The organism is Stenotrophomonas sp. YJH_SMC_8 (assembly GCF_059371315.1).
In genome coordinates this window covers 22,684-48,922 of record NZ_JCAFUL010000004.1, presented here as the reverse complement: position 1 = coordinate 48,922, position 26,239 = coordinate 22,684, and the positions used below count along the sequence as shown (strand labels likewise).

21 protein-coding genes are annotated in these 26,239 nt (G+C 66.7%); 15 read left to right on the top strand and 6 right to left on the bottom strand.

The genetic code is table 11. The annotated features are described in order from the left end of the window. The first annotated feature begins 4 nt into the window (after positions 1 to 4). Positions 5 to 1,516 carry a two-component system sensor histidine kinase NtrB gene (locus AC5P88_RS05870; RefSeq protein WP_495224569.1) on the top strand — a complete coding sequence of 504 codons (1,512 nt, stop codon included), beginning with the start codon at positions 5 to 7 and terminating at the stop codon, positions 1,514 to 1,516. Between the two features lie 71 nt (positions 1,517 to 1,587). Here the strand turns inward: AC5P88_RS05870 and AC5P88_RS05865 are convergent, their stop codons facing one another. Next, positions 1,588 to 2,337 (bottom strand): proteasome-type protease, encoded by a 750-nt coding sequence (locus AC5P88_RS05865; RefSeq protein WP_495224567.1) that lies wholly within the window; start codon positions 2,335 to 2,337, stop codon positions 1,588 to 1,590. A 91-nt stretch (positions 2,338 to 2,428) separates the two neighbouring features. On the opposite strand from AC5P88_RS05865, the gene folK reads away from it, so the two are divergent. Then, positions 2,429 to 2,914: a 2-amino-4-hydroxy-6-hydroxymethyldihydropteridine diphosphokinase gene (gene folK, locus AC5P88_RS05860; RefSeq protein ID WP_495224566.1), complete on the top strand. Its 486-nt coding sequence runs from the start codon at positions 2,429 to 2,431 to the stop codon at positions 2,912 to 2,914. Positions 2,915 to 2,974: 60 nt separating this feature from the next. Here folK and AC5P88_RS05855 read toward each other — a convergent pair whose 3' ends face one another. Beyond that, complete coding sequence (locus AC5P88_RS05855) at positions 2,975 to 3,712, bottom strand: pteridine reductase (protein ID WP_008265570.1); 738 nt, start codon at positions 3,710 to 3,712, stop codon at positions 2,975 to 2,977. Between the two features lie 59 nt (positions 3,713 to 3,771). Between AC5P88_RS05855 and AC5P88_RS05850 the strand changes: the two genes are divergently transcribed. Together AC5P88_RS05850 and AC5P88_RS05845 are read left to right on the top strand one after the other, a co-directional pair. Further along, positions 3,772 to 4,956: a class I SAM-dependent methyltransferase gene (locus AC5P88_RS05850; protein WP_106550166.1), complete on the top strand. Its 1,185-nt coding sequence runs from the start codon at positions 3,772 to 3,774 to the stop codon at positions 4,954 to 4,956. Next, positions 4,953 to 5,345: a VanZ family protein gene (locus tag AC5P88_RS05845; protein WP_495224565.1), complete on the top strand. Its 393-nt coding sequence runs from the start codon at positions 4,953 to 4,955 to the stop codon at positions 5,343 to 5,345. Before AC5P88_RS05850 ends, AC5P88_RS05845 begins: the two co-directional genes overlap by 4 nt. A 135-nt stretch (positions 5,346 to 5,480) precedes the next feature. Here AC5P88_RS05845 and AC5P88_RS05840 read toward each other — a convergent pair whose 3' ends face one another. The 3 genes from AC5P88_RS05840 to AC5P88_RS05830 form a co-directional block, all read right to left on the bottom strand. After that, positions 5,481 to 7,838: a beta-N-acetylhexosaminidase gene (locus AC5P88_RS05840; RefSeq protein WP_495224564.1), complete on the bottom strand. Its 2,358-nt coding sequence runs from the start codon at positions 7,836 to 7,838 to the stop codon at positions 5,481 to 5,483. A gap of 111 nt (positions 7,839 to 7,949) precedes the next feature. Continuing rightward, the gene (locus tag AC5P88_RS05835) at positions 7,950 to 10,658 is read right to left on the bottom strand and encodes a TonB-dependent receptor (protein ID WP_111204391.1); all 2,709 of its coding nucleotides are present in this window, start codon (positions 10,656 to 10,658) and stop codon (positions 7,950 to 7,952) included. Between the two features lie 143 nt (positions 10,659 to 10,801). Then, positions 10,802 to 11,821 (bottom strand): glucokinase family protein, encoded by a 1,020-nt coding sequence (locus AC5P88_RS05830; RefSeq protein WP_111204390.1) that lies wholly within the window; start codon positions 11,819 to 11,821, stop codon positions 10,802 to 10,804. A gap of 377 nt (positions 11,822 to 12,198) precedes the next feature. Between AC5P88_RS05830 and AC5P88_RS05825 the strand changes: the two genes are divergently transcribed. The 11 genes from AC5P88_RS05825 (at position 12,199) to AC5P88_RS05775 (ending at position 24,878) form a co-directional block, all read left to right on the top strand. Beyond that, on the top strand, positions 12,199 to 13,488 hold the full coding sequence (locus AC5P88_RS05825; RefSeq protein WP_111204389.1) for a sugar MFS transporter: 1,290 nt from the start codon (positions 12,199 to 12,201) through the stop codon (positions 13,486 to 13,488). Between the two features lie 39 nt (positions 13,489 to 13,527). Then, entirely contained in the window at positions 13,528 to 14,595 is a 1,068-nt protein-coding gene (locus tag AC5P88_RS05820; protein WP_006391719.1) for a LacI family DNA-binding transcriptional regulator, read from the top strand. Between the two features lie 7 nt (positions 14,596 to 14,602). After that, a complete protein-coding gene (locus AC5P88_RS05815) occupies positions 14,603 to 15,631 on the top strand; it encodes an SIS domain-containing protein (RefSeq protein ID WP_106550161.1) in 1,029 nt (342 codons plus the stop codon). After that, entirely contained in the window at positions 15,631 to 16,779 is a 1,149-nt protein-coding gene (gene nagA / locus AC5P88_RS05810) for an N-acetylglucosamine-6-phosphate deacetylase (protein ID WP_106550160.1), read from the top strand. The genes AC5P88_RS05815 and nagA overlap by 1 nt, the downstream gene beginning before the upstream one ends. Continuing rightward, on the top strand, positions 16,779 to 17,846 hold the full coding sequence (locus tag AC5P88_RS05805; protein WP_495224562.1) for an acyltransferase family protein: 1,068 nt from the start codon (positions 16,779 to 16,781) through the stop codon (positions 17,844 to 17,846). The genes nagA and AC5P88_RS05805 overlap by 1 nt, the downstream gene beginning before the upstream one ends. 314 nt (positions 17,847 to 18,160) lie before the next feature. Continuing rightward, entirely contained in the window at positions 18,161 to 21,190 is a 3,030-nt protein-coding gene (locus AC5P88_RS05800) for an autotransporter family protein (RefSeq protein ID WP_495224561.1), read from the top strand. Positions 21,191 to 21,554: 364 nt separating this feature from the next. After that, entirely contained in the window at positions 21,555 to 22,559 is a 1,005-nt protein-coding gene (locus AC5P88_RS05795; RefSeq protein ID WP_181358216.1) for a S41 family peptidase, read from the top strand. A 3-nt stretch (positions 22,560 to 22,562) separates the two neighbouring features. Then, positions 22,563 to 22,898: a hypothetical protein gene (locus tag AC5P88_RS05790; RefSeq protein WP_106550156.1), complete on the top strand. Its 336-nt coding sequence runs from the start codon at positions 22,563 to 22,565 to the stop codon at positions 22,896 to 22,898. A gap of 49 nt (positions 22,899 to 22,947) precedes the next feature. Continuing rightward, positions 22,948 to 23,382, top strand: coding sequence for an SseB family protein (locus tag AC5P88_RS05785; RefSeq protein WP_049429399.1), 435 nt, complete (start codon positions 22,948 to 22,950; stop codon positions 23,380 to 23,382). Positions 23,383 to 23,520: 138 nt separating this feature from the next. Then, the gene (locus AC5P88_RS05780) at positions 23,521 to 24,474 is read left to right on the top strand and encodes an RHS repeat-associated core domain-containing protein (protein ID WP_258179528.1); all 954 of its coding nucleotides are present in this window, start codon (positions 23,521 to 23,523) and stop codon (positions 24,472 to 24,474) included. Next, entirely contained in the window at positions 24,471 to 24,878 is a 408-nt protein-coding gene (locus AC5P88_RS05775) for a hypothetical protein (RefSeq protein WP_106550155.1), read from the top strand. The genes AC5P88_RS05780 and AC5P88_RS05775 overlap by 4 nt, the downstream gene beginning before the upstream one ends. Positions 24,879 to 24,975: 97 nt before the next feature. Here the strand turns inward: AC5P88_RS05775 and AC5P88_RS05770 are convergent, their stop codons facing one another. Continuing rightward, positions 24,976 to 26,196: a multifunctional CCA addition/repair protein gene (locus AC5P88_RS05770; RefSeq protein WP_495224559.1), complete on the bottom strand. Its 1,221-nt coding sequence runs from the start codon at positions 26,194 to 26,196 to the stop codon at positions 24,976 to 24,978. Between the last annotated feature and the right edge of the window lie 43 nt (positions 26,197 to 26,239).

Here is a 26,239-nt window from a genome sequence, read left to right as displayed (position 1 = left end):
GCCCATGCCCCTGACCGGTCCCGCCCTGGGGGCGCTGCGCATCCTGCTGGTGGAGGACTCACCGGAAGATGCCGAGCTGATGTCCGAACAGATGCTCGATGCGGGCCTGGAGGCCCGCTTCGAGCGTGTCGAGAGCGAGGCGGAACTGCGCCAGGCACTGGCCGCGTTCCAGCCGGATATCGTGCTGTCCGACCTGAGCATGCCGGGGTTCTCCGGTGACGATGCGCTGCGCATCGTGCGTGAGACCTCGCCGGAAGTGCCCTTCATCTTCGTCTCCGGCACCATGGGTGAGGAGAACGCGGTGGCGGCGCTGCAGAAGGGGGCCAATGACTACATCATCAAGCATCTGCCGGCGCGCCTGCCGTCGGCAGTGGCGCGTGCGATCCGCGATGCACGCAGCGCGATCGAGCGTGCACGGGTGGAAACCGAACTGATGCGCGCACAGCGCCTGGAAAGCCTGTCGCTGCTCGCGGCTGGCCTCAGCCACGACCTGCGCAACATCCTGCAGCCGTTGCTGATCATGCCGGACCTGCTGAAGGCGCGTACCGACGATCCGCAGCTGCACCACCTGGCCGAGGTCATCGCCGAGTGCGGCCGCCGTGGCCATGAGATGGCCGAATCGATGCTGTCGTTCGTGCGCGGCTCGCGCAAGCCGAGCGAGCGCATCGAGATCGATGGCCTGTTCGATGCGGTGGCACTGCTGTTGCGCAGCAACGTGCCCGACGCCGTGCGCCTGGAACTGCAGGTGCAGGACGAAGGCCTGGTGGTCGATGCCAACTACACCGAACTCCAGCAGGTGATGCTGAACCTGGCGCTCAATGCGATCCAGGCGATGCCCAATGGCGGCCGCCTGAGCCTGACCGCCAGCCATGCAGGCCAGCGCGATGGCGTGGACTGGATGCATATCCGCGTGGCCGACGAAGGCATCGGCATGGATGCGGACACGCTGTCGCACCTGTTCAATCCGTTCTTCACCACCAAGGCCGACGGCACCGGGCTGGGGCTGATTTCCTGCAAGCGCATCGTCGAAGGTGCCGGCGGCAGCATTCATGTCAGCAGCCAGCCGGGGCAGGGCACCTGCTTCGAACTGCGCCTGCCGATGCACGAAGCCGTCGACGGCAGCGAGCCCATCGAGCAGCTGGTGGCACTGGGCAGTGGCCAGTCGATCCTGGTGGTCGATGGCGAGGCCACCCGTCTTTCGCTGTTGGGCAATGCGCTGTCCAGCCAGGGCTACCAGCTGCAGCTGGCGTCCGACGGCCCGGCCGCGCTGCGCTGGATGCAGCAGGAGGCGATGCCTGCGCTGGTGATCGCCGATGCCGGCTCCAAGCTGCTGCCGGCCAGCCAGCTGCTGGGCGAGATGGCCACGCTGGGCTATCGCGGCCCGGCTCTGGTACTGGAGGATCCTGCAGTGCCGGTCGCGGCCGATGCATTCCCGGATGGCGTGGAGGTGCATGTGCTGCACAAGCCGCTGCAGATGCAGCAGGTGTTCCGCGCGGTGGCCGAAGCGCTGGGCTGAGTCAGCGTCGCCGGGCATGGCCCGGCGCTACCCACCGCCTTCGGTAGCGCCGGGCCGTGCCCGGCGGCAGGTCAGGTCGGTCGATCCACGGTTTCCCACGGGAACCGCGGCAGGCTGTCCACCGCCTGTTCCAGCCGCCGCGACCAGTTCTGGTGGATGTCCGCATACAACGTTGAATCCGCGCCGAGCCGCAGCTGCTGCCCGATGCGCAGGTCACCATCACGCAGCAGCGCCAGGTCGATCGGCAGGCCTACCGACAGATTGGAGCGAATGGTCGAATCCAGCGACACGATTGCCGTGCGCGCCGCGTCCTCCAGGCGAGTTGCCGGGCTGAGGATGCGGTCGAGGATGGGCTTGCCGTACTTGGACTCACCGATCTGCAGATAGGGCGTCTCCGGCGAAGCAGCGATGGCGTTGCCGAGTGGATAGATCATGTACAGACCCGGCCGTTCGCCAGCGATCTGGCCACCGAAGATCAGCGTAGCCTGGGTGTTGACCCCATCATGGCCGTGCTCGCTGTGGCTGCTGTGCACCTGGCTGTCCACCAGCAGCTGGCCGACATACTCGGCAGCCTCGAACAGGTGGGTCATGTCGCGCAGGTTGGGCGTGCGCCGCTCGTCGGCGTCGCGCCCCAGGCGCGACACCAGCAGCTGGGTGGTGGCCAGGTTGCCAGCCGCCATCAGCACGTAGGCTGCCTGGCCGGGGTACTCGAACACGTGCAGCTTGCGGTGCACGCGCACATCGTCCAGCGAGGCATTGGTCCGGGTGTCGGCAGCGAAGACCAAGCCCTGGTCCACCTCGATTCCAACGCAATAGGTCATGTCGGTGCCCTATCATGTGCGTCCCGGATTGTAGGCAGGCCGCCGTGACGACGGCATGTCCACGCCCCCCAATTGCCGTCACCTGAACCGCATGACCACCGTGCTCCTGAGCCTGGGCAGCAACGTCCAGCCCCGCCGCTACCTCCACGCCGCGGTGACGGCCCTGCGCGAGCGCTTTGGCGCACTGCAGGTGTCACCCGCCTACCGTACTGCCGCGGTCGGCTTCGATGGCCCGGCCTTCCTCAACAATGCGGTGGCGATCGAGACCGATCTGCCACTGCAGGAACTGGACGACTGGCTGCATGCGCTGGAAGACGCGCACGGCCGCGATCGCAGCGGGCCGCGCTTCTCCGACCGGACCCTGGACATCGACGTGGTGTTCTACGGCGACCTGGTGGTGGAAGGCCCCGGCCACCTGCGCATCCCGCGCCCGGAACTGAAGCATGCCTTCGTGCTGAAGCCGCTGGCGGACATCGCACCGGGCTTCATCGACCCGGTCAGCGGGTTGGACCTGGCCACGCTGTGGCGCGCGCACGCCCAGTTTGGCGAGGCGTTCGAGGTGGTTGACCTGGATTGATGGAGGTTGCCGGCCAGCGGCCGGCACTACCGGTAGTGCCGGCCGCTGGCCGGCAGCATTTCAGCTGACCGTGCGCCCGCCATCCACGCGCAATGTGTGGCCGGTGACGAAGCTGGCTTCGGCCACCAGCCAGTAAACCGCTTCGGCAATCTCCTCGACCGTACCGATCCGCGCCAAAGGCGTGCGCGCCAGCAGCGCCTCGCGGGCGAAATCGTCCTTGCCCTGTTCCGGCCACAGGATCGCGCCGGGCGCCACCGCATTGACCCGCACCTTCGGCGCCAGTTCCAGCGCCAGCGAACGGGTGGCCATTTCCAGCGCGGCCTTGGCCATGGTGTAGGCGATATGGTCGCGCATCGGGTCGGTGCCGTGCAGGTCGGTCAGGTTGACGATGCAGCCCTGCTGGCGGCGCAGGTAGGGCGCCGCCGCCTGTGACAGCAGCAATGGCGCGCGCGCATTGACCGCATACAGCTCGTCCATCGCCTCGGCGGTGACCTGGCCGAGCGGGGTGGGGAAGAAGTTGGACGCGTTGTTGACCAGCGCGTCCAGGCGGCCGAAGTGGGTGACGGCCTGTTCCACCAGGTCGGGCAGGGCGTCGGCGTCACGCAGGTCGGCCTGCAGCGCCAGCACGCTGCCCGGGCGCACGTTGTCGAAATCGAACGCGGCCTGCTGCAGCTCGGCGCTGGAGGTGTTGGCATGCAGCACCACCGACCAGCCACAGGCGTGGAACTGGCGGGCAATGGCCGCACCGATCCGGCGCGCGCTGCCGGTGATCAGGACCACGGGGTGGGTATCGCTCATCGAGGGTCCTCCAAGGCTCGGCTATCCTGTGCACCATTGTCACCGCATTCGAAGACGCCATGCAGCCCACCTTCCCCCTGCCCGAAGCCGATGCCCTGGCCCACAGCGACCAGCTGGCCGCCGCCCTGCGCGCCGAGATCCTTGCGCAGGGCGGGGCGATGCCCTTCTCGCGCTTCATGGAGCTGTGCCTGTATACCCCTGGCTGGGGTTATTACAGCGCCGGCGCCAGCAAGTTCGGTGGCAGTGGCGACTTCACCACCGCGCCCGAGCTCGGCAGCCTGTTCGCCGGCAGCGTGGCCAATGCGCTGGCACCGGTGTTCGCCCAGCTGGATGCGCAGGCGCGGATGCTGGAGCTGGGCGGCGGCACCGGTGCCTTCGCCGAGGCCGTGCTGCTGCGCCTGGCCGAACTGGACGCGCTGCCGTCGCGCTATGCCATCCTCGAACCCAGTGCCGACCTGCGCGAGCGCCAGCAGCAGCGCCTGCAGCAGAACCTGCCGGCCGAGCTGGCTGCGCGCGTGGACTGGGTCGACCGCCCGTTCGAGGAGGACTGGGAAGGCGTGGTGTTCGCCAACGAGGTGATCGACGCGCTGCCGACCCCCCGCTTCCTGATCCGCGATGGCGAGGTCTATGAGGAAACCGTTGAACTGGATGGCGACGGCAATTTCATCCGCGGAGCGCAGCCGGCCGACATCCTGCTCAACGGCGCGGTGCGCCACATCGAGCGCTACCTGGAAAAGCCCTTCGCCGAGGGCTACCGCTCCGAGGTGCTGCCGCAGCTGCCGTACTGGCTGCAGGCGGTGGCCGGTGGCCTGCAGCGTGGTGCGATGCTGTTCGTCGACTACGGCTACAACCGCGGCGAGTTCTACCAGCACGATCGTGACGACGGCACCGTGCGTGCCTTCTACCGCCACCACGTGCACAACGACGTGCATCGCTGGCCGGGCCTGCAGGACATCACCGCATCGGTGGATTTCACCGCGATGGCCGAGGCGGGCATGCACGGTGGTTTCGAGCTGGCCGGTTACTGCAGCCAGGCCAGTTTCCTGCTCGGCAACGGCCTGGACCAGGTGCTGCTGCTGGCCGAGGAACGCACCGATGAAGTGGGGCGTATCCAGCTGCGCGACCAGGTGAAGAAGCTGACCCTGCCGACCGAGATGGGCGAGCGCTTCCAGGCCATCGGGCTGCAGCGTGGGGTCGACTTCGAGCCGGCCTTCGAGCTGGGTGACCTGAGCTGGCGCCTGTGAGCGAGGTGTTGCCGGTGATCAAGCCGCTGCGGCGGCCGCGGTTGTGGACCGCACTGTGGGTCATCGCGGTGCTGCTGGTGATCGTGGTCTGCCTGATCCCGCCGCCGCCGATTCCGCTGCCGGAAAACAGCGACAAGGGCGAGCACTTCCTCGCCTACTTCATCCTGGCCGGCAGCGCGGTGCAGCTGTTCCGCCGCGGGCGTCCGCTGCTGTGGGTGGGCGTGGGACTGGTGTTGATGGGCATTGGCATCGAATTCGCGCAGGGCGCGCTGACCAGCAACCGCACCGCCGACCCGATGGATGCCGTCGCCAACACGATCGGCGTGCTGGCCGGCATGGCCACGGCCCTGAGCCCGCTGCGCGACCTGCTGCTGCGCTGGCGCGGGTAACGGCGTGCCAACCAAGGTTGGCACCCACCGGTAGATCCACGCCATGCGTGGATGGAATCAGTAGATCCACGCCATGCGTGGATGAACTGCCCGGGGTGCCGACCAAGGTCGGCACCCACCAGGACAGACCTGCCGTCACTTCCCCAGCGTCACCTCATCCAGCACCCACATCGCCGGACGCGTGTCGCCGGTGAAGTTGATGCACAGGTCACCGGTGCCTTGCGTGCCCTTCGGCAGCGTGGCCTTCAGCGTTACGAAGCCATCGGCATCCGGCTTGGCCGGCAACGGCACTTCCGCCAGCACCTTGCCGCTGCAGTCGCCACGACGCACCAGCATCTCGCCATGCGCGCGCTTTGCTTTCTCGAAGCGACGCTTGGGCTCGTCGTGGGCCAGCTGGAAGTAGTACGGAATGCGGCCGGCACGCACTTCCACGCTGCCGATGCCGTCCAGCTGCGCCTGCGGCCAGCGCCAGCACGGCTGGAAGATGTCCACGTTGAACACCGCACGGTTGCCTTCGCGAGGGCCATCGTCTTCCAGGCGCAGTACCAGCCCCTTCGTGCCCACGCAGCTGAGCAGCTCATCGCTGCGGCGGCTGAGCAGCGACTGCGCGGTGAATGCCGCTACCGTCGGCTTCGCCGCCAGCATCTGCCCCTGGTAGAACGCCGCCGCCTGCACGTTGGCGGGCAGCGTCGCGGTCAGCGGCTGCTGGTACAGCGGCGACTGCGCGCTCACCGGTTGGCCATCGGTGCTGTAGCGCACTTCGTAACCCAGCGGATTGGCCAGCGACACCGTCACCGTGTCGGCCGCGCGGTTGTCGGTGTAGTCCACGCCCACTTCAAACGGCGTCTGTGCATAGGCCAGGCCCCAGGCACGGTAGCGCTGCAGCTGGGAGGGCAGGCGCGCGAGGAAATCGCGGAAGTCGCGATGTTCCGGCGTGCTCCAGCCGGTCTCGGCCACGGCGGCCAGGCGTGGGAACAGGTTGTGCTGCAGGCGTGCGTAGCTGCGCGTGTGCTCGGTGAACATGTTGGCCTGCAGGCCGAGGATGTGCCCACGCTTGTCGGCGGCCAGTTCGGCCGGCACGGGTTCGAAGTTGTACAGCTTGCCGAGGTTGACCTGGGTCGGGCGGCCGGGCGGCTCGTTCGGCGAGGCGGTCTGCAGGTAATCCAGGTACAGGTAGCCGACCGGCGACATGATCACGTCATGGCCGGCGCTGGCCGCCGCCAGGCCGCCTTCGGTGCCCTGCCACGACATCACCGTGGCCTGCGGCGGCAGGCCGCCTTCGAGGATTTCATCCCAGCCGATCAGGCGCCGGTCGTGCTCCTCCAGGAAGGTTTCCAGGCGCTTGATGATGTGGCTCTGCATGGCCATCTCGTTCTTGATGCCGAGCGCACGCATGCGCTGCTGCACCTGCTTCGACGCTTCCCACTGGTCCTTCACCGCCTCGTCGCCACCGACGTGCACGTACTTGGCCGGGAACAGGTCGATCACTTCTTCCAGCACGTTCTCCAGGAAGGTGACGGTGCTGTCTTCGGTGTTGAACAGGTTGGGGAACACGCCCCATTCGCTGATCGGCTTCAACGGCGTATCGATGGTGCCCAGCTCCGGATACGCAGCGATCGCAGCAGTCGCGTGGCCCGGCACATCGATTTCCGGAATCACCTGGATGTGCAGCTTCACGGCATAGGCGATCACTTCGCGGATCTGGTCCTGGGTGTAGAAGCCGCAGTACGGATGCTCCTGGCCGCTGACCGGGTCGATGCCGCCGTCACCGGCCGGCAGGCGGCAGCTGCCCACTTCGGTCAGCTTGGGGTAGCGCTTGATCTCCATGCGCCAGCCCTGGTCGTCGGTCAGGTGCCAGTGGAAGGTGTTGAGCTTGTGCGCGGCCATCGCGTCGAGCACGCGCTTGATCTCGTCCAGGCTCTGGAAGTGACGGGCGGAATCGAGCATGAAACCGCGCCAGCTGAAGCGCGGCGCGTCCTGGATCTGCACTGCCGGCAGCACGCCGTTGCTGCCGCCGGTGGCGAGCTGGGCGAGGGTGGTCGCGCCGTAGAACAGGCCGGTTTCGTTGCCGGCCTGGATCAGCACGCCCTGCGCGCTGCTTTCCAACGTGTAGCTTTCGCCGCTGTCGCGGAAGGTGGGCACGATCTGGAAGCGGATGCTGCCCGACTTGCCTGCCGCCTTGCCCTTGGCTGGTGCAAGGCGCGGGCCGCCGCTGCGGGCCAGCAGGTCGGCGAACTGGTTGGCGACGCGCTGCGCGGCTTCGCCTTCGGCCAGCAGCACGGTGTCGGCGCGGACGGTGATGCCGCTGCCCTGGCCGCGCTGCACGGTGGCCGGGGCCGGAATCAGCATCAGGCTGCCGGCGCGCAGCAGCGGGCCGGGTGCTTCAGCGGCAGGCGTGGGATCGGCGGCGAGTGCCGGCAGTGCTGGCAACAGGACGAGCAGGCTGCCCAGCAGCACTGCGCTGCGCATCCGGGCGCGGGAAGGCTTGACCATCGGTACGACTCCTTGGAACGGTGCGATGAACGCTATACATGAAAAACGCCGGGCCCGGAATGACCCAGGCCCGGCGTGCGTACACGACTCGGCGATGTTGCCGCCGCTGGATCAGTACTTGAAGCGGAAGTTGAGGTAGTACTGGCGACCGTTGCTGTAGAACGAGGTCGGGATGGCCGCGGTCTGGTAGTACTTGTAGGTCGGGTTGTTGAGGTTGAGCGCATCGAAGCTGATGCTCAGCCAGTCGGTGGCCTTGTAGCTCAGCGACGCCGACAGGGTGCCGAAGTCATCCTGGTAGTACGGGTTGGCGCCGGACAGGCCGATCAGGAACGACGAACGGCGGGTGTAGCTGACGCGTGCACCGAAGGTATCGTTCTCGAAGTAGGCACCGACGTTGTAGGTGTTCTTCGAAGTGCCCAGCAGGTTGTCGCTGCCGTCGGCCCAGGTGTGATCGGTGCTGCCATCGGCGTAGGTGTAGTTGGCATTGACACCGAAGTACTCGCCGATCGGCTGCTCATAGGCCACTTCGATACCGCGGACCTTGCCGTCGGCATTGCGCGGGCGGGAGATGTTGTATTCCTCGAGACGGTTGGTCAGCTCGCTGAACAGCATCTCCTTCTCGGTGCTGAAGGCCACGTAGTCCTTCAGGCGCATCGAGTAGGCACCGATCGACAACATGCCGCGCGGCATGAAGTACCACTCCAGGTTGGCATCGAAGTTGGTCGACACCACCGGCTTCAGCTTCGGATTGCCGCCACCGCCGGTCCGGTTCAGGTCCGAACCGTAGGACGAGGCACCCAGTGCCGAGAAGTCCGGCAGGGTCTGGGTCTGCGAGGCGGCCACGCGCAGCACCAGGTCGTCGCGAAGGTCGTACTTGAAGTTGGCGCTCGGCAGCACGCGGTTGTGCTTGTTCTCGAAAGCTTCGCGGGTCCACGCGCCGAACAGGCTGCTCACGTCCGGCACGGTCGAGCCGGTGGCGGCGGCGTACGTATCGATATCCTGCTTGATGTTGACGTAGCGCAGGCCGACGTTGCCGCTCCAGCGGTCGCCGCTGAAGTTGCCCTGTACGTACGCGGCGAAGTTCTTCTCGGACACCTTCCACTCGGCGCCGTAGTTGTGGCGGCCGGTCGGGCCGTCATTGCCGGACAGCCAGGTGGAGTTGTTGGTCACCGCTTCCTTCAGCGCACCCGGGGTGAAGTACCACAGGTCACGCGGGAAGCTGCCACCGATGCCGTTGGCAAAACCGCCGGGGAAGTTGGCGGTAGCGCCGTTCTTCAGCGCATTCCAGATCGCGCCCGGGGTTGCGCCTTCCGGCGACTTGGCCTCGCGCTTGTGGTCGCCGAAGCGGGCGCCGAAATCGATCGAGTTCAGTACGCCAGCGTCGGCGAAGTACTGGTTGAAATCGAGCGTGGCCCACTTTTCCTTGTCGATCGCGGTGACCTGCTGGTTGCCCCAGGTGCCGAAGTCGGTCACGCCGCTCGGGCCGATGTTGCCACCGACGTTCCAGTCGATCGGCGAGCCGTTGCCGTGGGTTGCCCAGGTGGCGCCGCCACCACGGGCCAGGTTGACTTCGGCGATGTACTGGCGCGGCGTTTCGCCGGTGCCCTTGGTGCTGCCAGCCTGGAACTTCATGCCCAGGTTGTCGCTGATCTGCCAGTCGGCATCGAAGGTGATGTAGTTGGTCTTGGCCTTCGACTCGCGGTAGATCATGTCGTACACCGCGTAGTCGCGGTCGGCCTGGCCGGCGAAGGTGGCGTTGGACAGCACGCCATCCTTGACGACGTAACCCGGATTCGGGGCCTGGCCCGGAATCAGGATCTTGTTGCCATTGGCATCTTCAACGGTACGGTCGTTGAGGATGCGGCCGCCCCACAGCATGAAGTTGCGGTTGTAGTTGTTCGCCTTCAGTTCCGAGCTGAAGCCTTCCAGGCCCAGGGTCAGGTTGTCCATCGGCTTGAACTGCAGCGACACCAGGCCGCCCTTGCGCTCGCGGGTCTGTTCGAACAGGGTCGAGCCGAGCAGGCCCGGCGCGTACACGCCGGCCAGGTCCGGGTTGGACTTGGCCACGGTGCCATTCGGATCGATCTGGAAGAAGCCGCCCGGGATTTCCTGCGCTTCGCGGCGCAGCTCGCGCTTCTGGCTGAAGGCCTGCACCATCACGCCGAAGGTGCCTTCGTCGTTCTTGTAGTTGAACAGTGCCGACAGCTGCGGGTCGTTGGACTTGGCCTGGTCCGAACGCACCATGCCGATGGAGCCTTCCGCCGTGAGCTGCTTGGAGAATTCCAGTGGCTTGCGGGTGAGGATGTTGACGGTACCGGTGGTGCCGCCGTCCTGCAGCTTGGCCTGCGAGGACTTGTTCACTTCCACCGAGCGCACCAGTTCCGACGGCAGCAACGAGTAGCTGACGCTGCGGCCCACGTTGTTGCCCTGGCTGAGCACGAACCAGTCGGCGGTGCCGACGGTGTGGCCGTTGATCAGGGTCTGGGTCAGGCTCGGGCTGGTACCGCGCAGGCTGACACGGTCGGCTTCGTCGAAGCCGCCTTCGTCGGCGCTGGACGAGCTGATGTTCACGCCCGGCAGGCGCTGCAGGGTGTCGGCGACATTGTGCGCGGGCAGCTTGCCCACGTCTTCGGCGGTGACCACTTCCACGCGTGCATTGGCTTCGCGCTTGGTGTCCAGCGATTTTTCCATCGACCCACGGATGCCGGTGACCTGCACGGTATCCAGGTCGGTGGCGGTCTGGGCGGCCTGCTGCGCATGCGCACTGAAGGCGATGCAGCTGACGATGGCGGCCGAAAGCAGGGTCTTGCGGGTGTTCATGATGTCTCTCCTCATCACTCGATTGGGTGCCGGCGGCGGTGTTCGGTTACGGTTGCGAAGACATGCGCGGGGCGGCGGCGAAGTCCCGTGCGTTGGCGTGCCACGTACTGCGTGCTGCGATTTCGTTGAAGCCTGTTACGGTGTCAGGCAGCCGACTGCTGCTGCAGGTACCAGCTGGCAGCGCCGACCACGCCCAGCTGGCCGTGTTCGACGACCTTCACCGGGATGCGTGCCAGTGCTTCGCCCATCGGTCCCTTCTGCAGGTAGCGTTCGACGAAGGTGCTGGCGTGCAGGTATTCGCGGATCTGCGGCAGGATGCCGCCGGCCAGGTAGACGCCACCGTGGGCGCCATAGAACAGGGCCATGTCGCCGATGGTGCTGCCCAGCAGGCCGCAGAACACATCCAGCGCCTGGCGCGCATGCGCATCGGTATCGGCCATGGCCGCGGCGGTAACCGCATCGGGGCTGGCAAGCGTCGGCACCTGTTCCTGCAGCGCACACACCGCGCGGTACAGGTTCATCAGGCCGGGGCCGGAGATCGCATGCTCGATCGACACATGGGCGCGGTCGCGCTGCATGTGGCGGACGATGGCCATTTCCAGCTCGGTGCTCGCTGCCAGGGTCGGCTGGCCCGCTTCCGTGGGCAGCACCACCGGGCCGTGTGCGGTGGGGATCCACAGCGCGGCGCCGAGGCCGGTGCCGGGGCCGACCACCAGGGTCGGGCCGCGCGCAGCGGTCTCCGGCCCGCACAGGTGCAGCACGCCACTGGCGTCCACCTGTGCGGCGGCGTAGGCCACTGCCTCGAAATCGTTGACGATGTACACCCGCTGCAGGCCGAGATCGGCTTCCACCTGGCGCGCGGACAGCGGCCACGGCAGGTTGGCGGTGATCACCGTACCGTCTTCGCGGGCGTAACCGGCGCTTGCGACCACGCAATGCGTGGGCCGCGGGCCTTCACCCAGGAAGTCGGACAGGATCGCGCTGAGGCCGCCGTGGTCGGCGTTTCGGTACTTGCGGTATTCCAGCACCTGCACCGGATGGGCGGCATCGCCGCTGGCCTGGACCCGGGCCACGCGCACATGGGTGCCACCGACGTCGGCGGCCAGGAACGAGGGCGCGACTCGGGACAGGACATGGGCCGGGGCGGGGTGGCTGGCGGTCACGCGGGCTCCTGCTGCAGGTGGGGCCGGCCCCATGTTCGGGACCGGCGATTGGGGCGGAGTCTGTAACCCTGCTGACAACGATGTCAACGAGTTCGTGACACTTTCGTTGCTGCGTCGCAACGAATGCGGCGTGCAGTAAACGTTTACATGGCGTGAGCATGGGTTTCACGCTGGAACCGTTGCTGCACGGGGCTCAAGGGCTGCAGCGCATTCAGCAGGATCCGTTGCGATCGGGTTGCGCAGTGCAGCACGAGGTTCACGTGACCACGCAGGGAAGTTGACAAACCGCGGCTGTCCATCGAAAGAATGTGACAACGTTGTTCCCAGCCACTCTCCGACGCCGCGTTCTGCGGCCGTCGCCGCAGGAGCCCCTCCCGATGTCCGCCGTCTCCGCTGCAAGCGTGCGCCCGAACGTGGCCACCTCCATCGCCATCGTCGGCGTGCTGTTCTTCCTGATCGGCTTCTTCACCTGGCTCAACGGCCCGCTGATCACCTTCGTCAAGCTCGCCTTCGAACTCAGCGAGGTCGGCGCCTTCCTGGTGCTGATGGTGTTCTACCTGTCCTACTTCTTTCTGGCGCTGCCGTCGTCGTGGATCCTGCGCCGCACCGGCATGAAGAAGGGCCTGAGCCTGAGCCTGCTGGTGATGGCCGGTGGCGCTGCGCTGTTTGGTGAATTCGCCACGCAGCGCTGGTACCCGGGGGCGCTCGGCGGCCTGTTCGTGATCGGCAGCGGCCTGGCCCTGCTGCAGACTGCGATCAACCCCTATATCTCCATCCTCGGCCCGATCGAGACTGCGGCACGCCGCATCGCGCTGATGGGCATCTGCAACAAGATCGCCGGCATGCTGGCGCCGGTGCTGATCGGTACCGTGGTGCTGCACGGCATCGGCGATCTTTCGGCCAGCGTGGCCGCGGCCGATGAAGCAACCAAGGCACAGCTTCTGAACGAATTCGCCGCCAAGATCCACGCACCCTACCTGGCCATGGCCGGCCTGCTGGTGCTGTTGGCGGTGGCCGTGCTGTTCTCGCCGCTGCCGGAAATCAAGTCGTCCGAAGCCAACGCTACCCCGGCTGCGCCCGGTGCCGCCGAGCGCCGCAGCATCTTCCAGTTCCCGCACCTGTGGCTGGGCGTGCTGTGCCTGTTCGTCTACGTCGGCGTGGAGGTGATGGCCGGTGATGCCATCGGTACCTACGGCCACGGCTTCGACCTGCCGCTGGACCAGACCAAGATGTTCACCTCGCTCACCCTGGGCGCGATGCTGGTCGGTTACGTGGTCGGCCTGCTGCTGATTCCGCGGGTGGTCTCGCAGTCGCGCTACCTGACCATCTCGGCGGTGCTGGGCGTGGTGTTCTGCCTCGGCGCCTGGGCCACCCACGGCTACGTGTCGGTGGCCTTCGTGGCCCTGCTGGGCTTTGCCAACGCCATGATGTGGCCGGCGATCTTCCCGCTGGCGATCCGTGGCCTCGGCCGATTCACCGAAACCGGCTCGGCCCTGCTGGTCATGGGCATCGCCGGTGGCGCGATCATTCCCCAGCTGTTCGCCGTGCTCAAGCAGCACATCGACTTCCAGCTGGTGTTCGTGCTGCTGATGGTGCCGTGCTACCTGTACATCCTGTTCTACTCGGTGATCGGCCATCGCGCCGGCCTGCCGCAGGACAAGGCCTGATCGGCGATGATGGACGGCAGCCAACCCCAGGGAAAACCCATGCGCAGAGCGACCATCAAGGACGTTGCGGAGAAGGCCAAGGTCTCGCTGAAGACGGTCTCGCGGGTGATCAACAACGAGCCTTCGGTGATGCAGGCCACCCGTGCGCGGGTGCTGCGTGCCATCGCCGAGCTCGACTACGAACCCGATCCGTCCGCGCGCAACCTGCGCAGCGGTACCACCTTCGTGATCGGGCTGGTCTACGACAACCCGAACCCGTATCACATCATCGGCGTGCAGAACGGCGTGCTCGCCGCCTGCCGCGAGACCGGGTTCGGGCTGCAGATCCATCCCTGCGATTCCAGCTCGCCGCTGCTGGCCGATGAGCTGGCCGACTGGGTGCAGCGCTCGCGCCTGGCCGGGCTGGTGCTGACCGCGCCGATGTCCGAGCGCCGCGACCTGATCCAGGCGCTGACCGCGCGCGGCATCAAGCTGGTACGCATCATCGCCGCCACCGAAGACCCGGCCGATGGTGCCTGCGTGTTCGTCGACGACCGCGAGGCCGCCTACGAGATCACCGAGCACCTGATCCAGCTGGGCCACCAGCGCATCGGCTTCCTCTGGGGCGGCATCTCGCATCGCTCCTCGGGCGAACGCTACGCCGGTTACGAGGCCGCGCTGAAGGACTACGGCATGACCGTGGACAAGCACCTGGTGGTGCAGGGCGATTACACCTTCGACGATGGTTTCCGCGGCGCGCGCCGACTGCTGGCGCTGCGCGAACCGCCCACCGCCATCTTCGGTTCCAACGACGAAATCGCTGCCGGCGTACTGGCAGCCGCCAAGTCGGCAGGCATGAACGTGCCTTACGACCTGTCCATCGCTGGTTTCGAGGACAGCCCGTTCTCGCGCCAGTCGTGGCCGCCGCTGACCACCGCCAAGCAGGCCACCGAAGACATCGCCCGCCACGCCGCGCGCCTGCTGATCGCGCAGCTGCGCAGCGACGCCTACGACGACGCGCCGGCACCGCTGCACAACCAGGGCTTCGTGCCGCAGCTGGTGGTGCGTGGTTCGACCGCGCCGATGCGCCCGGCCGGCGCACGCCCCCTTCCTTCCGATCCTGCCTGAGCCTGCCATGTCGCTGTCAGACCCCACCGCCACCCTGATGTTCGCCGAGGCCGCTGAAGCGGCCGACGTGGTTGCCCGCCAGTTCTCGCGCAACCACGCCACCATGGAAACCCTGGCCGCCAGCCTGCGTGCTGCACCGCCGCCGTTCGTGGTCACCTGCGCACGCGGCAGTTCCGACCACGCTGCCACCTACGGCAAGTACCTGCTGGAAACCCAGCTGGGCCTGGTGGTCGCGTCGGCCTCGCCGTCGGTAGGGTCGGTCTATGCCGCACCACTGCAGCTGCGTGGCGCACTGTTCATCGTCATCTCGCAGTCGGGCAAGAGCCCGGACCTGCTGCGCAATGCCGAGGCCGCCAAGGCCGCCGGTGCGCGCGTGATCGCACTGGTGAATGTCGAGGATTCGCCGCTGGCGCAGCTGGCCGACACGGTCATCCCGCTGCATGCCGGTGCCGAGAAGAGCGTTGCAGCGACCAAGAGCTACCTGGCCTCGCTGGCTGCGCTGCTGCAGCTGGCCGCGTACTGGAAGCAGGACAGCAGCCTGCGTGCGGCGCTGGACCTGCTGCCGGACGCGATGCGTGAGGCCTGGCAGTGCGACTGGAGCGCGGTGACCGAGGGCCTGGTCGAGGCTACCAACCTGTTCGTGCTCGGCCGTGGCCTGGGCCTGGGTGCGGCGCAGGAAGCGGCGCTGAAGTTCAAGGAAACCTGCAGCCTGCATGCAGAGGCCTACAGTTCGGCCGAGGTGAAGCACGGCCCGATGGCGCTGGTTGACCGTGGGTTCCCGGTGCTGGCCTTTGCCCAGCCCGATGAGACCGGCGCCGGCACCCGTGCGGTGGTGGAGGAATTCACCTCGCGTGGCGCGCAGGTTTGGCTGGCCGGTGCCGGTGGCAACCTGCCGGTGGCTGCTGCGCCGCACCCGTTGTGCGCACCGCTGCTGACCGTGCAGAGTTTCTATCGCGCGATCAACGCGCTGGCGCTGCGTCGTGGTTTCAACCCGGATCTGCCGCCGCACCTGAACAAGGTGACGGAGACCGTGTAATGGCGACCGTGCTGCGCAATGCCCGCATCCTGGCGGGCGATGACTTCCGCGATGATCTGGCGCTGGTGATCGAGAACGGGCAGATCAGCGCCCTGTTGCCCGACGCCGCGCCGCAGCTTGGCCAGGCCGATGAGCAGGTGGATCTGGGTGGCGGCTGGCTGCTGCCCGGTTTCATCGACGTGCAGGTCAATGGTGGCGGCGGCGCGCTGTTCAACAACACGCCGGACGTAGCGGCACTGCGCACCATCGCGCAGGCGCACCGCCGTTTCGGCACCACCGCGATGCTGCCGACCCTGATCAGTGATGACGTGGCAGTGATGCGCGAAGCGATCGCGGCGATGCGCGAGGCGATCACGCAGGGTGTGCCGGGCGTGATCGGCATCCACCTGGAAGGCCCGTACATCGCGCCGGCGCGCAAGGGCACGCACGATGCCAGCAAGTTCCGCGTGCCGGACGAAGAAGAAATCGCGCTGGCGGCATCGCTGGACAACGGTGTGACCGTGCTGACGCTGGCGCCGGAACGCGTGCCGCTGGAGACCATCCGTGCGCTGGTCGAGCGTGGCGTGATCGTCGCTGCCGGGCATACCGCAGGTACCTACGAAGAGATCCGTGCCGGTCTGGATGCCGGTGTGCGTGGCTTCACCCACCTGTACAACGCGATGTCGCCGCTGCAGGGCCGCGAACCCGGCGCGGTTGGCGCTGCGCTGGAAGACCGCGACAGCTGGATCGGCATCATCGTCGATGGCGTGCACGTGCATCCGGCCAGCCTGCGCGTGGCACTGGCGGCCAAGCCGCGCGGCCGCCTGCTGCTGGTGACCGATGCAATGCCGCCGGTTGGTGCCGATGATCCCAGCTACGTGCTGTACGGCGAAACCATCACCGCCATCGACGGCGTGGTGCGCAATGCCGCCGGTTCGCTGGCGGGTTCGGCGCTGGACATGGCCACCGCAGTGCGCAACACCGTGCAGCTGCTGGGCCAGCCGCTGGCCGAAGCCGCGCGCATGGCATCGACGTACCCGGCGCAGTTCCTCAACGTCGATGACCGCCTGGGCCACATCGCCGAGGGCTACCAGGCCGACCTGGTGCTGCTGGATGACGCACTGCAGGTGCGCGGCACCTGGATTGCCGGACAATACGAGGCCGCCTGATGAACAGTTCGCCGCCACGCCGGCTGGGCTCGATCGACGCCCTGCGCGGCATCACCGTGGCGGCGATGCTGCTGGTCAACAACCCGGGTGACTGGAGCGCGGTGTTCGCACCGCTGCGTCATTCGGACTGGCACGGCTGCACGCCCACCGATCTGGTGTTCCCGTTCTTCCTGTTCCTGGTGGGTGTGTCGATGGCCTTCAGCGTGGCACCGCGCGCGCAGGATGCCGCTGCACGGCCGGCGCTGGCGCGCGGCGTGCTGGAGCGCGCGCTGCGCATCCTGGTGGCCGGTGCGCTGCTGCATCTGCTGATCTGGTGGGCGTTGCATACGCACCACTTCCGCATCTGGGGCGTGCTGCAACGCATCGCGGTGTGTGCGGCGCTGGTCGGTGTGCTGGCGGTGTATGCACGACCGCGCGTGCAGGTGGGCGCTCTGATCGCGCTGCTGGTGGGGTACACCGTGTTGCTGCTGGGCATCGGTGACCTGGCGCCGTGGACAAACCCGGCCAGCCGTCTGGATACCACGCTGTTCGCCCCGTGGATCTATCAATGGCATGCCGATACCGGACTCGGCCATGATCCCGAAGGATTGCTGAGCACACTGGGCGCGTTGGCCAGCACCGTGCTTGGCCTGCTGGCCGGGGGCCTGTTGCGCAACGGGCGTGCTGCCGCGCTGGCCGGGCTGGGCGTGGCGACCGCCGGGCTCGGCCTGCTGCTGGCCATCGTGCTGCCGCTGAACAAGCAGCTGTGGACGCCCAGCTACGTGCTGTGGACGGGCGGTCTGGCGGCGCTGGCGCTGTGGCTGGGCCACGTGCTGATCGACCAGAAGGGTTGGCCGGCGCTGGGCCGGCGCTTTGGCGTCAATGCAATCACCGCTTACCTGGGCGCGTCGGTGATGTCGGTGGTGCTGATGGCCACCGGTGCCTGGGGCTGGATCTGGCAGCAGTTGGCGATCGCGATGCCGCAGGCATTGGAGCTGGCGTCGATGTTGCAGGCGCTGGCGTTCGTTGCATTGTGGTGGGGCGTTGCGTGGTGGCTGGACAAGCGGAAGATCTATCTGAAGATCTGACGGCGCGGGGTCGGATCCCTTTCCGCAGGAAAGGGCGTTGAGCCCTCCCGGGAGGGCACCTCATCCACGCATGGCGTGGATCTACCGACCCTGCATCGCCGATCGATTCGCGTACGGCACCCCGTAGATCCATGCCATGCGTGGATGCTCTCCGCGGCAATCCTGAATAATTTCAGCCAGGTAGCGCCCACGTGATGACCGCCTGATTTCACATCAAAAATGTGATGCTCAGCGCATAAATTCATCTATCGAAACCATCCACCGCACGGCAGACTGCCACCGCAGTTCCTGTTCCCCCTGTCCAGGAGTGCTGTATGTCCCGTGCCGTCCCGCGCGCAGTGCGTCTGCGCCGCCTCACCGTTTCCGTACTGCAGGCCCTGGCTGTTCCGTCCGTCATGCTGTTGACCGCCAGCGCCGCTTGGGCCGGATGCGACAGCGCCGCCCCCGTCGCCGGCCAGACGGTCACCTGCGATGCCAACGCGCCGAACCCGCAGACCATTCCCATCACCGCCAATGGCGCGGCCGGCATCACCGTCAATGTCGCCGGCACGGCACAATTGCAGCAGAGCGGTGGCAGCAGCGCGATTTCGCTTGTCGGCGCCGGTGGGCACCTGTTGTCCAACCTGGGCACGATCAGTTCGGTGGGTGGTGTGGCGGTCCAGCTCGGTGGCGGCAGCCGCGTCGAGAATTCGGGCAGCATCAGTACCGGCAACAACACGGCCCTGCAGTTCGTCGGTGCCGGTGACAGCGTGCTGGTCAACCGCGGCACGGTCAGCGGGCGCACCGGCGTGCAGTTCGATACCGGCAATGATCGCCTCGAGATGCGGGCCGGCAGCATCACCGGCGGTGTTCTGCAGGGCGATGGCAACGATGTGCTGCTGCTGGTCGATGGCACGATCGACAGCGTTGACCAGGGCACGGGCGATGACCAGATGACGGTCAGCGGCGGCACCGTCACCGGCGTGGTGGCGCAGGGTAGCGGCCGCGATGATTTCATCATGACCGGCGGTACCCTCGGCGCGCTGCAGCAGGGCGACAACATCGATACCTTCCGCATGAGCGGAGGTCGCATCATCGGCGCGTTCGAGGATGGCGACCAGGCCTGGATGACCGGTGGCCGCATCGGCCGCGTCAACATGAAGCTGGACAAGAACCTGTGGGACCAGTCAGGCGGTACGGTTGAGGGCAACGTGGTAACGGCTTTCGATACCGACACCATCATCATCTCGGGCACGGCCTACATCGGCGGCAACATCAGCGTCAGCGGTGGTAGTGACAGTGTGACCATCACCGATGGGACCGTGCGCGGGCAGGTGCTGCTCAGCACCGGCAACGACACCTTCAACTGGAATGGTGGTGGCATTGTCTACGGCGCGATCGACATGGGCCCGGACAATGACGTCGCCAATCTCGGCAACCTCAACCAGGGCAACCTCGGCGCGGTGCCGCTGTTCGATGGTGGCAGCGGCGTGGACCAGCTCAATCTCAACAACGTCAAAACCGCTGGCGTCGGCCGCTTCCAGAACTGGGAAACGATCAACCTGGCCAACAGCACCGAACTGACCTTCGATGGCGATCTGGTGCTGGGCGACAGCGCATCCGGCACCGGCCTGCTTACCGTGGATGACACCAGTACCGTCTATGCAGGCAGCGGTGGGCATGCCATCCGTCCGTTCAACAGCGCCGCACTGGTGGAGATGGTCAACGCCGGGCGCATCGATCTGACCGGCACCGGCGCGGGCGATGTGTTCACCGTGCGTGGCAACTATCGTGGTGACGGCGGTGGCCTGTACCTGCGTACCGTGCTGGGCGCGGACAATTCCAGCAGCGACCGCTTGGTGATCGATGGCGGCGCCGCGACCGGCAGCACCGGCATCGGCATCCTCAACGCCGGCGGCAGCGGTGCAGCCACGCTGGCCGATGGCATCCTGGTGGTGCAGGCGTTGAACGGCGCGAGTACCGCTCCTGGCGCGTTCTCGTTGTTCGCACCGGTAGCGGCGGGTGCCTACGAGTACTTCCTGTTCAAGGGCGGTGTCAGTGCCGGCACCGGCGAGAACTGGTACCTGCGTTCGACCCTGGTGGCCGGGCCGACGCCGGCGCCCAACGGCAACGGCATCACCAGCACGCCACCGCCGCTGACACCACCGGTCGCACCGCCGCCACCGATCGCCCCGGCACCCCCGCCGCCGCCGGAGGGTGCCATCGACCCGGACCTGACCGCTGGCGAGACCGCACCGCCGCCACCGCCACCGGACCCGGCCCCCGTGGCTCCGCCGAGCGATCCTGCGGTTCCGGATGTACCGGTGGCCGGTGGTGCGCTGCCCGGCACCGGCACGCCGCCGACGCCCGGTGCGCGTCCGGCCGAAGGCGCGGTGGTGCCGCTGTACCGCGTGGAAACCGCTACCTATGCCGTGGTGCCTCCGTTGCTGCGCGAGACCTCGCTGGCCAGCCTCGGCACGTTCCACGAACGCCAGGGTGAGCAGCGCCTGCTGTACAACCAGGGTGCATTCCGTACCGCCTGGGGGCGCTTGGTGGGGCAGAGCAGCGAGATCCACTGGAAGGGCGATGCACAGCCCGGCTTCGATGGCGATGTGATGGGCCTGCAGGCTGGCCTTGATGTGTGGGCGGCGGCCAACGACAACCACCGCAACCAGATCGGCGTGTTCGTCGGCCGCACCCGCGCGCAGGGCAGGACCACCGGCCTGGCGCTGGGCTGGGAGAACGTGCAGGTGGGCCAGAACCGGCTGGATGACAAGCACGTGGGCCTGTATTGGACGTTCACCGACAGAAGCGGTGGCTACGTCGACGCCGTCGCGATGCAGAGCCGCTATGACGGCCGCGTGCGTTCCTCGCGCGGGCTTGGCTTCGGCGTGAGCGGCGACGGCACCAGCGTGTCGGTGGAGGCCGGCAAGCCGCTGCTGCGCTTCGGTCAGTCCGCATGGTGGCTGGAACCGCAGGTGCAGGTAATCTGGCAACGCACCTCGCTGGACGACCGCCGCGATGAGGTGTCGAGCGTGCGCTTCGACAACGACAACGCCTGGACCGGTCGCATCGGCCTGCGCCTTGCCGGCGACTACCAGCTGGCCGACAACGGCTGGCAGCCTTACTTCAAGCTCAACTACTGGCATGGTCGTTCCGGCGAAGACCGCATCCGCTTCGACGGCGACACGATCATTAATTCGCAGCGCTCACGCGCGCTCGAAGCCGGTGTGGGCGTGGTCGGGCGCTTCAACCGCACCATCAGTGCGTACGCGGTGGCCGACTACACCCGCGAACTGGGCGGCGACCGCAACGAGAAGCGACGTATCGTCGAAGGCAACATCGGCCTGCGCGCGGACTGGTAGCGCCGGGCCATGCCCGGCGGCATGACCCGCTCTGGTGGGTGTCGACCTTGGTCGACACAGATTCCACCGGCGCCATGACCTTGCTCTGGTAGGTGCCGACCTTGGTCGGCACACATCCCCAACCGACGCCATTGACCCGCTCTTGTAGGCGTCGACCTTGGTCGACACGAACCCTACCGCCGTCATGACTCTGTAGAGCCGAGCCATGCTCGGCTGCTTCAGTCACAGTTTCCCCAAGCCGAGCATAGGCTCGGCTCTACAGAACACTGGCGCGTGGCGAGTTCGATCCCAGCACGGCTATCCTACGGCTTCGATACATGACAAGGAGTCGTCGATGCTGGACCTAAGGAATGTTCGTGCCACCATGCTCACCATGCTGCTGCTTTCATCTTCGGCCGCAGTTGGAGAGGAGACAGTGGAGCTGCCGTCGCCCGAAGCGCGTGAGCAGATGCTGCAATTGTTGGAAACCCAGTCCTTGTACCGTGGTCGCGTCGATTGGAACGACGTGCGCGCGCGCCTGAACGCGGCAGGCGATGACCGCGCCCAACAGCGACGTGTTCTGGACGAGGCCGCCGCACGCAGCAGCGGAGGCCATGGCCGTTGGTTTTCACCAAGCGAGCAGCGTCAGCGCTCCGAACGTGCTCAGCGCTTGAATGCCGGTCAGGCGACGGACCTCGCTGCCCCCAGTCATGCCAATCCCCGCATCGGCGTGCTTCGGGTGAGCCCCTTCGTGGAAGACCTGCAACGCAGCGAATCGGAACGTTATGAAGCACGCAAGGTCTACGCGCTGGCGTTGCAGGGGCGTATCGCTGGCCTGGATGACGGCACGCGGTGCGGCTGGGTAGTGGATGTAAGCAGCAATGGTGGTGGCAACATGTGGCCGATGTTGTTTGGTTTGCTGCCATTGCTGTATGGAACGCAGGATACACAGGGGGCGTTGATCGGCGCCTTCCGCAGTGCCGATGGATTGCTGTGGTGGCGGCAGGCGGAAGGTGAAGTCGTGCAAGGCAATACCTCGATGCTGCGTTCACGACAGGGCGCGTATCGGTTGCGTGCGGGCACGGCACCGGTGGCGGTGGTGATGGGGGCAGGCACTGCAAGCTCGGGCGAAGCAGTGGCACTCGCGTTTCGAGGGCAACCGGGGAGTCGTAGTTTCGGTCAGCCGAGCGCGGGCTTTTCTACCGGCAATCGACCGACGACGCTGGTGGACGGTACCACCTTGTTGTTGACCCACAACGTGATGACCGATCGTAACGGGCAGGGCGACGGTGGCAGAATGCAGCCGGATCAGGCTACGGCCAGCGGGCCGGCCACTCTTGCCGCCGCCCAGCAATGGCTGCTGGCCCAGCCCGCCTGCCAGGGCCGCTGATCCATGATCCTGATCGGCCAACAGGAACGGGTGCTGATCGTCGGCCCCACCGAAGCCCACCACTGCCTGCGCTGTGGGACGGAAACCGAGTTTGCCCCCCAGCTGCGCTACAAGATGGCGCGCATCGACCTGCTGTTCGGCTTCACATACCAGCGCCGCTACGAGCTGGCCTGCACCCGCTGCGAACACGGCTGGGTGCTGGACACCGAGTCCATGGACCAGCAGCTGGGTGGGGTGCCGATTCCATGGCGGCACCGCTTCGGCCTGCCGCTGATGCTGGTGGGGATGGCCGGGCTGGCGTCCGCCGGGTGGATGTGGCGGCACGGATACATCGGTTGAGGACTGGGCCTGTTAAAGTCTGCCCTGCAATCACGTACCGGAACCGACCATGGACCACGACACCCCGTTCGACCCCCTCAACGACCTCGAGGTGCGCCTGCTGCAGGCACAGGACGGTACGCTGACCGCGTCGCAGTTCCTCGACGGCCTGCTGACCTCGACGGCGTTCGTATTGCTGGACAAGGCCATCGGCGAAGACGGTGCCTGGGACGAGAGCATCTCGCCGCTGGTGCTGACCAGCGAAAGCGGAGAGCCGATGTTCGCGGTGTTCACCGCGCCCGAGCGCGCCGGCCTGTGGCATGAGCAGCTGCCGCAGTTCGCCCACGCCATGCCGATCGCGGTGCACGCGCTGCTGGCCGGGATCGGCGACGGCGTCGGCCTGGTGCTGAACCCGGGCCTGGACGTGGGCATGGAGATGATTCCCGATGCCGTGGCCCAGCTGAAGCAGCGTGCGGCGGCGATCACCCGCGGCATGGCGCACTGAGCCAGGAACCACGTTCGGCAAGGGGTGCATGCCACTGCGATGCTCTGCACGAAACGGGCGGGGCAGGCGAGCGACAGGGAAAGTGGGCACGTGCGGACCCAGGGGGGCATCCCCCGCTCATGGGGGAGGCAGTTCAGGATGGACTTGCTGGAGAACGGAATGGTGGCTTCGAAGCTGCGGCTGGCGTTGTTCGCATCGACTTCATTGATGTACAGCGCCACTGCCGGCGCACAGGTCGTCACCTACGTCCATACCGACGCCCTCGGGTCGGTTGTCGCTGAAACCAACGGGGCGGGCGTCATCATCACGCGTTATGACTACGAGCCCTACGGAGCCGCGATCGGTGAAAGGGTGGCCGATGGCCCCGGCTATACAGGGCATGTAAGCGACGCGGCCACAGGGTTGAGCTACATGCAGCAGCGGTACATGGACCCACAGCTGGGAGTATTCCTGTCGGTGGACCCGGTGACGGCATATGGACAGCCGGCCGGGCAGTTCAACCGCTACCGCTACGCCAACGGAAATCCCTACCGGTTCACGGATCCGGATGGGCGATGCCCGGAAGGGGCCGGCCGGTCCACGTGCATCGATGCCAGGCGTTTCGACCAGAGCCGATCAAGTGGCCTGGACATCCAGCTTTCCGCGCAGACGGAGAAGACCGCTCTGGCCAACACCGACTCGGTGAGAGTCGGTAGTGGCAACCGGGAGAAGGCCGTCACCATCGAGGCAAGCAGTAACGGAACCGAGTCGATCCGGGTGGATCCATCAATGGCGACCTCGTCGGACGCTTCCGGGTTCTATGCGGAACTGACGCCGACCGCCGATACCGTGGCTGTGATGCACGGCCATCTCGAGGAGAGTGGCCTGGTGGATCGGCTGACGCCAGGTGATTCCGGTCCCCTCGTGAGCCCGGGGGTTCCCAACATCACGGTGGACAGCACGGGTTCGCGGGTCGGCGTGCGTGAGCTGGTCGACGGCAAGGTGCAATTCCGGATGATTCAGGGCCGCATGACGCCGACCGAGCAGCGGCTCATCCAGCAGAACATCACCAAGCAGCAGGAGCTGTTCTACCTGCCAGGAAGTGGGCGATGAAGTGGTTCCTGCCTGGCGTTTTCCTGTTGTCCGCAACCGTGGCCGGGTGTGCCACTTCCGGGCAAGCACCGTCCTCCAACCCGGCGGCGCTGCTGCCAAGCAAGGCCATCAAGGGAAGCGCGGAGCTGGATGGGTCCCAGGTGGAGCTTCGCGGCTACCTGGTGGCACAGTTCGAGGATCGTGGCATCTGGGACAGCAAAGCGGAGTACCGCCGGTACAACAGTGAAGCAAGCTGTGTGTCGCTTTTGATCCCCAAGCGCATGATTGACCAGGTTGAACGACGCTCTGGTGCCTACGCGACCATCAGGGGGAAACTGATCGGGGACCTGCGATCCCGAGGGACCGTGCTGCTGGGTGGATGCAATGTCGTGGCAATTGAAGTCCAGGAGCTGGGTGGGAACTGACTCCTGTGGCGGCAACCTGGGTGGATGCCGGTGGTTGCCGGCCAGCGGCCGGCACTACCTGTATCGCTCCACGCACGGCCGGTACGGCCGTTGAGAATCAGCGTGCGGCGGCAATCGCCTTCACCCGTGCCTTGGCCAGCGCTTCACCGATGGCCGGGCCCTTCAGATGGGTGGTATCCAGATCCCGCGCCTGTACTGACAGTGCCGCCTGGTGCAGTCGCTTGAGCGTCTCGCCCTGCGGGTAGTCGGCGTTCTCGAAACCGAGGCGGCCACGCTTGTCGGCCTCGCAGCACAGCGCGATACGCGCCACGCGTTCGGGGCGGCGCAACGCATCGCAGCGGCCAAGCAGTTCCAGCACCGTGGCATCGCGCAGTTCGTCGATGCGGTGCACGTTCAAGTGCTCGCGGCAGACCGCTTCGGCCAGCTGCTGGTGCTCGGTGGGAATCTTCAACCGCGCGCACAATGCCTTCAAGGGCTTGATGCCACGCTGCTCGTGCATGATGTGGCGCGGCCATTCTTCCGGCGGTGTCAGGCCCTTGCCGAGGTCGTGGGTGAGGGCAGCGAAGCCGACCAGGTCATCGCCCGGCGCCAGCCTAGCAGCCATGTCGCTGACCATTTCCTGGTGGATGCCGGTGTCGACTTCCGGGTGGAATTCGGCACGCTGCGGCACGCCGTACAGCGCTTCCAGCTCGGGCAGGATCGCGCCCAGTGCCTGTGCATCATGCAGTGTGCGCAGGAACGCCGAAGGCTGCGCACTGACCAGCACCTTGCGCAGTTCCTGCCACACCCGCTCCGGCACCAGTGCATCCAGTTCGCCACTGGCGGCGATCTCGCGCATCAGGTGCATGGTTTCCGGCGCGACGGTGAAGCCCAGCGGCGCAAAGCGCGCCATGAAGCGGGCCGCGCGCAGCACGCGCAGCGGGTCTTCGACGAAGGCGGGGCCGACGTGGCGCAGCACACGCTGTTCAAGATCACGCACGCCGCCGTAGGGGTCCACCAGATGGCCGGTGTCTTCGTCGCAGGCAATGGCGTTGATGGTGAAGTCGCGGCGCTGCAGGTCGTCTTCCAGCGTTACTGCCGGATCGGCATCGACCACGAAGCCGCGATAGCCACGGCCGGACTTGCGCTCGGTGCGCGCCAGCGCGTATTCCTCACCGGTTTCCGGGTGCAGGAACACCGGGAAATCACGACCCACGGCGGTGTAGCCCAGCGCTTCCATCTGCGCGGGCGTGGCGCCGACCACGACCCAGTCGCGGTCACCGGCGGGGCGCTGCAGCAGGCGGTCGCGCACGGCGCCGCCGACAAGATAGATCTTCATGGGGGGATGATGGCACGGTAGCGCCGGGCCATGCCCGGCGGGA

Excerpts from the sequence above, each read along its gene's own strand:
- AC5P88_RS05870 (WP_495224569.1), top strand. The coding sequence starts at position 5 with ATGCCCCTGACCGGTCCCGCCCTGGGGGCGCTGCGCATCCTGCTGGTG.
- AC5P88_RS05865 (WP_495224567.1), bottom strand. The coding sequence starts at position 2,337 with ATGACCTATTGCGTTGGAATCGAGGTGGACCAGGGCTTGGTCTTCGCT.
- folK (WP_495224566.1), top strand. The coding sequence starts at position 2,429 with ATGACCACCGTGCTCCTGAGCCTGGGCAGCAACGTCCAGCCCCGCCGC.
- AC5P88_RS05855 (WP_008265570.1), bottom strand. The coding sequence starts at position 3,712 with ATGAGCGATACCCACCCCGTGGTCCTGATCACCGGCAGCGCGCGCCGG.
- AC5P88_RS05850 (WP_106550166.1), top strand. The coding sequence starts at position 3,772 with ATGCAGCCCACCTTCCCCCTGCCCGAAGCCGATGCCCTGGCCCACAGC.
- AC5P88_RS05840 (WP_495224564.1), bottom strand. The coding sequence starts at position 7,838 with ATGGTCAAGCCTTCCCGCGCCCGGATGCGCAGCGCAGTGCTGCTGGGC.
- AC5P88_RS05835 (WP_111204391.1), bottom strand. The coding sequence starts at position 10,658 with ATGAACACCCGCAAGACCCTGCTTTCGGCCGCCATCGTCAGCTGCATC.
- AC5P88_RS05825 (WP_111204389.1), top strand. The coding sequence starts at position 12,199 with ATGTCCGCCGTCTCCGCTGCAAGCGTGCGCCCGAACGTGGCCACCTCC.
- AC5P88_RS05820 (WP_006391719.1), top strand. The coding sequence starts at position 13,528 with ATGCGCAGAGCGACCATCAAGGACGTTGCGGAGAAGGCCAAGGTCTCG.
- AC5P88_RS05815 (WP_106550161.1), top strand. The coding sequence starts at position 14,603 with ATGTCGCTGTCAGACCCCACCGCCACCCTGATGTTCGCCGAGGCCGCT.
- nagA (WP_106550160.1), top strand. The coding sequence starts at position 15,631 with ATGGCGACCGTGCTGCGCAATGCCCGCATCCTGGCGGGCGATGACTTC.
- AC5P88_RS05805 (WP_495224562.1), top strand. The coding sequence starts at position 16,779 with ATGAACAGTTCGCCGCCACGCCGGCTGGGCTCGATCGACGCCCTGCGC.
- AC5P88_RS05800 (WP_495224561.1), top strand. The coding sequence starts at position 18,161 with ATGTCCCGTGCCGTCCCGCGCGCAGTGCGTCTGCGCCGCCTCACCGTT.
- AC5P88_RS05795 (WP_181358216.1), top strand. The coding sequence starts at position 21,555 with ATGCTCACCATGCTGCTGCTTTCATCTTCGGCCGCAGTTGGAGAGGAG.
- AC5P88_RS05790 (WP_106550156.1), top strand. The coding sequence starts at position 22,563 with ATGATCCTGATCGGCCAACAGGAACGGGTGCTGATCGTCGGCCCCACC.
- AC5P88_RS05785 (WP_049429399.1), top strand. The coding sequence starts at position 22,948 with ATGGACCACGACACCCCGTTCGACCCCCTCAACGACCTCGAGGTGCGC.
- AC5P88_RS05780 (WP_258179528.1), top strand. The coding sequence starts at position 23,521 with ATGGACTTGCTGGAGAACGGAATGGTGGCTTCGAAGCTGCGGCTGGCG.
- AC5P88_RS05775 (WP_106550155.1), top strand. The coding sequence starts at position 24,471 with ATGAAGTGGTTCCTGCCTGGCGTTTTCCTGTTGTCCGCAACCGTGGCC.
- AC5P88_RS05770 (WP_495224559.1), bottom strand. The coding sequence starts at position 26,196 with ATGAAGATCTATCTTGTCGGCGGCGCCGTGCGCGACCGCCTGCTGCAG.